Origin of the sequence: Sulfurimonas sp., from assembly GCF_016744025.1 — a bacterium.
Classification (GTDB): Bacteria; Campylobacterota; Campylobacteria; order Campylobacterales; family Sulfurimonadaceae; genus Sulfurimonas.
The window spans coordinates 1-6,097 of sequence record NZ_JADGFC010000138.1 but is presented as its reverse complement, the minus strand read 5'-3'; the positions used below and the strand labels follow the sequence as shown (position 1 = coordinate 6,097).

The 6,097-nt window shown below is 29.2% G+C and carries 6 protein-coding genes; all 6 read right to left on the bottom strand.

The window, feature by feature from the left end; genetic code table 11:
* Window positions 1–77: 77 nt before the first annotated feature.
* Window positions 78–911 carry a DNA cytosine methyltransferase gene (locus QZZ48_RS13540; RefSeq protein WP_294966747.1) on the bottom strand — a complete coding sequence of 278 codons (834 nt, stop codon included), beginning with the start codon at window positions 909–911 and terminating at the stop codon, window positions 78–80.
* Window positions 902–1,804, bottom strand: a complete 903-nt coding sequence (locus tag QZZ48_RS13535) for a tyrosine-type recombinase/integrase (protein WP_294966745.1) — start codon at window positions 1,802–1,804, stop codon at window positions 902–904. The genes QZZ48_RS13540 and QZZ48_RS13535 overlap by 10 nt, the downstream gene beginning before the upstream one ends.
* A 229-nt stretch (window positions 1,805–2,033) precedes the next feature.
* Window positions 2,034–3,659, bottom strand: coding sequence for a hypothetical protein (locus QZZ48_RS13530; RefSeq protein ID WP_294966743.1), 1,626 nt, complete (start codon window positions 3,657–3,659; stop codon window positions 2,034–2,036).
* 301 nt (window positions 3,660–3,960) lie between these two features.
* A complete protein-coding gene (locus QZZ48_RS13525; RefSeq protein WP_294966742.1) occupies window positions 3,961–5,088 on the bottom strand; it encodes a zonular occludens toxin domain-containing protein in 1,128 nt (375 codons plus the stop codon).
* 5 nt (window positions 5,089–5,093) lie between these two features.
* The gene (locus tag QZZ48_RS13520; RefSeq protein ID WP_294966740.1) at window positions 5,094–5,582 is read right to left on the bottom strand and encodes a hypothetical protein; all 489 of its coding nucleotides are present in this window, start codon (window positions 5,580–5,582) and stop codon (window positions 5,094–5,096) included.
* Window positions 5,582–6,097: hypothetical protein (locus QZZ48_RS13515; protein ID WP_294966738.1), on the bottom strand; the 516-nt coding region annotated here is incomplete at its 5' end. The genes QZZ48_RS13515 and QZZ48_RS13520, both read right to left, overlap by 1 nt.

The following is a 6,097-nucleotide window of genomic DNA, read 5'->3' as shown; positions in this document are numbered from 1 at the left end:
GCATATGACCCTGGTGGGCATCACGGGCTTCAAACCCGATGTTTGGGCGGTTGACCGTCTGGAGGTAGGTTCGATTCCTACGCCCTCTCGCCATTTTCTCCCACTTTACTTCTTTGATATCTTTTACGACACGAAAAGTCATAATAATAACCCTTATGAGTAACGATACGTCCACAACCACAACGACAAATTTTAATAGACTGTTGATTCACACTTATTTTTTCATATCGAGCAGTCACATTAGTTAATGTAACCAAGTCACATTTATTATCAGGATCGGTCACATCTTTTACAGCATTAGCAATTACTCTACCCATTGAGAGGGGAACACCATTACCAACAAGTTTCTTTTTTCCTTTAACTGTAAAATCAGGAAGATTAAAACCATTTTTTAACCCTTGCAGTTTACAAAGCTCTTTAAATGAACGATTATCACTAGCTAAAGCACAATGATTAGAATTAGGGTTAATTTTGCCACGTTCCCATTGAATATATAAATTATCTTTGTGACCAAACTGTATATGTCTTAGTCTTGTTGTATTTTCATACCAACCTTGATTAATATCTATTCTTTGATGTGAGTAATTATCTATTTTTACATTTGGTACATTTCTTACATTCTCAAAAAGAAACCAAGTGGAATCACACTCTTTTACTATACGTACAAATTCATCTAACATTTGTAAACCATAATGATAATTATCTGTGACTGATCGGTCACGGTTTAAATCTGAAAACAGTTGACAAGGTGGACCACCTATAACACCATCAAATTTGTTTAGTATTCCTTTAAATTCTCTAATGTCTTGACCGTAGATAATATCACCTGCACTTACAACACAGAAACCTGCTTCACGAAATGCCTTATCAAACAAACCAACACCAGTAAATAAAGATAGAACTAATTGCATTTATTACCTCGATCGGTCACAGATTTAAAAACCTTATTAATTACCTCTTTTGATATCTCAGGCTTAACAGTTATATACTTTTGTGTAATTTCTATATTGGTATGACCAAGAGCATAAGAAACGTGTTCTATAGGTAAAGATAAGAAGTTTATAGAGTAAGTACCTAATAAGTGTCTTATATCGTGTAAGCGAATGTATGGTAAGTTATTTTGTTTTAGTAATCTACTCCAAGCACCTCTCAAACATTTATAACGTGTTTTTGTTTTTGGATTAGTAAAGACGTAACCAGTAGGATACTTAATATTTTGTTTTATACATTCTTGAAGATAGATTGTATGGAGTCTTTTATATAGCTCATCTGTCATCATATACCGCATATTCTTTTTTACTTTGTTTATCTTTGCTGGTATATGATAAATCTTTTGCTCAAAGTCGACCATTTCCCAAGTAATAGATAAAACCTCGTTACGTCTACGACCATGAAGCAAGAAAAAGAAAATATCATTATAAACGTCTTCATCATAATTTATTATTGAACGGATAAAATCTTTTTGAATTTCGAGAGAGAAGTTAAAGTATCTAGTGTTATCAAATTTTGGTAACTCTATATCTAAAGTAGGATTGTTTTTAATAAGTCCAAGTCTTTTAGCTAATCTAAAATGATTTTTTAGAACTGTAAGAATATTTTTAACTGTTTTAATTTTTAAATCTTTTTCTACAAGAGAATTAACCCACATTTGAACATCAAGATATTTTATCTTTTTTAGTTTTTTAAGTCCTAAAGTATCTTTTATATGTTTGTTGTAGTAGCCTACATTAGATTTAAATGTAATCTCACTATGTAAAACCTCTACACTTTTAAAGTATTGGACTGAAAGGTTATTTAGTATCATTAAATAACCTATTTTGAAAAGAATAAGCCCAATGAATAAGAAGTAAAACAATAATAAAAAGCCATATAGATATTTTTCTATTTTTTTTCATTATCTGTTCCTACTATTTACAATCGAAAGAATAACAATAAAAATACTAGAGAAAACAATAAAAGAACCCGTATAAAACATTAAATTTACTATAAAATCCATGATAATATAAATTTTAGAAATTTCTACAATACTCATTTTATACCCCTATCTTGTATCTATCAAATCTATGCAAAACTTTATAAAAAGCACTTGTATATAAATCAACTATAACGCTATTGTTTTGTTTGAATTGTGTATCTTTAACAGAATAAGAAAATAGAGCTTTTTTCAATGAGAGATCAAAATCTGAATTATCTATATCTTCATCAAAAACAGTAACTTGATTTAAAGATTGAATTTTACCTTTAATGAGTTTACGTTTAATAAGTTCATTTTGAATATTAGTAAATCTTTGCATATTGCCATTGATAACATCAAAGAGAGTGTACTCTATAAGTAACTCCATACTACCAAGATAAGGGATAGAATTTTTATATAAATTTCTTTCAATTCCATCTTCAACAATTTTTATAGATACAGGAGGATTATGTCTTTTTTTATGTCTAATTGAACCCTCTTGTACTTTTTTAGATATATAAACTTTACGTTCATCATCATTCATATCCACAAATGATTTAATTTTAATTTTTTTAGTAGCTAAATATAAAGTATGTTCTAAAGTATATATACTAAAACCAAGTTTAGAGAAAGACAAAGGAATAAAATCAATATTATCAATAGTAACAGAATTTTTTATAGTCACTTTTTTAGTTCCAAATTCTTCTCTAAGAACTCCATCAACAAATCTTTGATATAAACCTTTTTCATATCTAAGAACTTGATTTTTATCATTATCAATAAACTCAAATGTATCATCTGTTTGTGACCATTCACAAGTACTATTGATATTCAAATCTGATAAATAATTCCAATCTGATTCTAGAGGATAAATTTTGTTATAAACCCATTGAGGCACAAGTGTATGACTCATAGTGATTCTAATAATTTTATGTTTAATATACCAAGCTTGTAACTCATCTATTTCTTTCTGATTCTTTAAATCCATAAAAGACTTAGTACAATACTTCATAACATACCCTACAGCATTAGAAAGTGTCCATTGATATCCGTTAATTTCTCCATTTCTTATTTGTGTTGGTGATAATCTTGCTTTTGATTGTTGTAAATTTTGTTTAGCCCAAAAGCATTTTATAAAAACATCTTTTAGAGGTCCAATATAATGACTTGGTACATAAAGCAATACGTGTGCGTGAGGTACACCACTTTTATGCGGTTCAACTGCAAAAAGGTATCCAACTTTGTAACCATCTTTTTTCATTTGTCTAAAAGTACGACTATTTTGAAAAGAACGCCATTGAAAACGTAATAGCTGATATAAGTCCCTAGAATTAAAAATTTCTCTATTACTAGCCTTAGTTTGTAGATAACCATTTATATCGTTCTCAGGTAGTTTCTTTTGATGATAAAGACTAAAACGAGAGTACTTACCCATAATCAAATCATGATAAACACCATCAAGAGTAAGAGTGAGAAAAATTGGTTCTAAATCTTCTGATAACATAACTTGTTGCAACGTATTAACTTTATTAACTAATTGTGCATAATATCTACTTGAAATATTCGCACTCATAGAAATATCAAGATAAGACTTTAATTCACCATTAACAGTCATAAAACTATTTGAAGAAAGATAATTTCTTTGAGTATCAATCTTCAATTGAGAAGATTTTAAATCAGAAGAAGAAATTCTATATAAATCCATGGTTGTAGCACCTTTTAATTTTTGTATGTACACAAACTTTTGTTAAGTTGACAAGGCGGTCGCTTCGCTCCCTCATTTCTCCGAGCCGTAGGTTCTCGAAATAAGAAAACAAAGCAAACGCGACCTAATAACAAATATTGATGAATGTTTAAAAACAAAACCTCACTAAACCCCTAATAGTTACTGTTACCAGACAAGTGGACGACAAGCTCAGGGCGATGAATAATTATGAATACATAATAATTCACACCCTCCCACTCCTTTGCGAAGATATATACAATGTTGGTTGGCTACGAAAAAGCTACTTCATAAATCCTTTTTTTTCTTTTTTTATTGTTTTTGAAGAGAGTAAAGAAGAAATTTCACTATTAACTAAATATTCATATTTATAGACATTTTCAGAGATAAGTTGTGTATTTAAAAGTTCAAATAAAAAGAGTTCATTTAATGAATCAAAATTTTTCTGAGTGAGGATTCTATTATCAAAAATATATAAACCTCTTTTTATATCGTAAAGACAATATACGATTGTAAAATCAGCTATGATTGTATTTTTTTCTTTATGTTTTTTTAATAAGCCAAATCTATCACTATATGTAAAACTAGAATTGTTATCGTTTAAAATTGTAGTTTCTGAATCAGTTTTGTTTTTAGTTGTTTGAGCTTTTGCTGGTTCATCATCAACGTCTAAAAAAGAGGTAACATTACCAACAGCAAAATATACAGAAACAATAAAAAGCATTAGAGCAAAAAGAAAGAAAGATAATTTTTTAGCAAATGAAGACATACCCTGATTTATCTGCTTTTCACCACCATCACCACTATCATAACAATCAAAGACAGTATAAAGATTACCACTCTTACCTTTCCACTTACGAGTCTTTTTAAAGCGTTTCATACCCACTTTATCTTTACACTCTTTATCCATCTTTTTAAATAGAATCTCGTTAGTACTGGTTTTCTTTTGGTCATCAACAGATATATACCAAGCTTTAAACTCACCTTTATACATATCAGCTATTTTTTTATAACCTTGAGTAAGAAAATAAAAATCTACATGAAAGTGTCTATGCTCTGAAAAAAAATCAGACAGATAAATATCTTCAGGTTTAGTATTTGTAAAACGTCTTAAAGATTTATGACACTCATCGTAAAGAATTAAAATCTTTAATTTTTCATCATTAGAATTTTCAGCTTGAATAATTTCAATATCTTCTAATATTTCTTGAAATGCAAAAGCAGTATTTTCAAAATGCTTTATCATAATGTCAGCATTTTTAGCACTTGCTATATCTTCAATTGAATTATCTTTATTAAAGCCTTTTATGTTAGTAAAAATTACATCATATTTATGTAGATGGTCTAAGCCTATTGATACAGTAATAGCACTTTTACCGCAACCACCCTCCCCAATTACTCCAAATATCATAATAGTTACTTAAAGAGTATTGTAAGAGCTACACGAGTTATCAGAGTGTAGAGCATTACAGACAAAAGAAGTGACAAAGAATCAAAAAAACCTATTTTAGACATAAAAGCTAAAAAGTTGTGACCCAAAGCACCAAACGAAGAAATAGCAGAAATAAATTGATTAAAAAGAATAGTTATTGATTTGCCATCATAAACAAGAAGATTTTTCATTGCATAATTTAAAGCCCAATTAAAAACAGCTAATATAAAAGTAATAAAAATACCTTTTCTAACAAACTCAACTGCGTGATAAGCACCTAAATAAATAAAGGCTTTTTTAAAAGCAAGTCCAGTACCAATAAAAAACTTTTTAAAAAAATCAGCAAACCAGAGAAGAATACCAGCAATCCAACCAAAAGAGCCACTTAACCAGGTGAAAACTCTAGCAATTAAACCACCTGTTATAAACAGACCACGAACTAAAGCAAATAAGCTAATTATTGCTTGTATCATCAAAACAACCTATTTATTACATAGTAAACACTATAAAGAAGTGTAGATAACAATAAAGCTAATCTTGCTAAACTAAAATCTAAAGAGTTTAAAAAATCAGCACTCATCAAATTGCCCTCTAATTTTCGTGAAGTCATAGGAAGAGGAACAGAAATTGAATAGTCAACAAAATCATAACTAGAAATATTAAAAGTACCAAATATGCCATAATCAATAGAGCCAACAAGAGAATCAAGACTACTAATAGCATCCTTTTCAAAATCACCATAAACAGATAAAGACGCTTTTGCTATGTCATCATAAGTAGGAATAGAAGAGTTTTCATCATCATCAAGAGTAGGAAGAGAACCATTTGCATCAACTAATAAATCAGCAATACCAACAGTATCGACATCAACAACAGTATCACCCTCTCCAATTAACTTATCTAGTTTATCCTCTACACCTTTCATATCAGTAGATGAATCAGGAATATTAATATTATTTATAGCTTTTATGATATCACCTGCATTTTT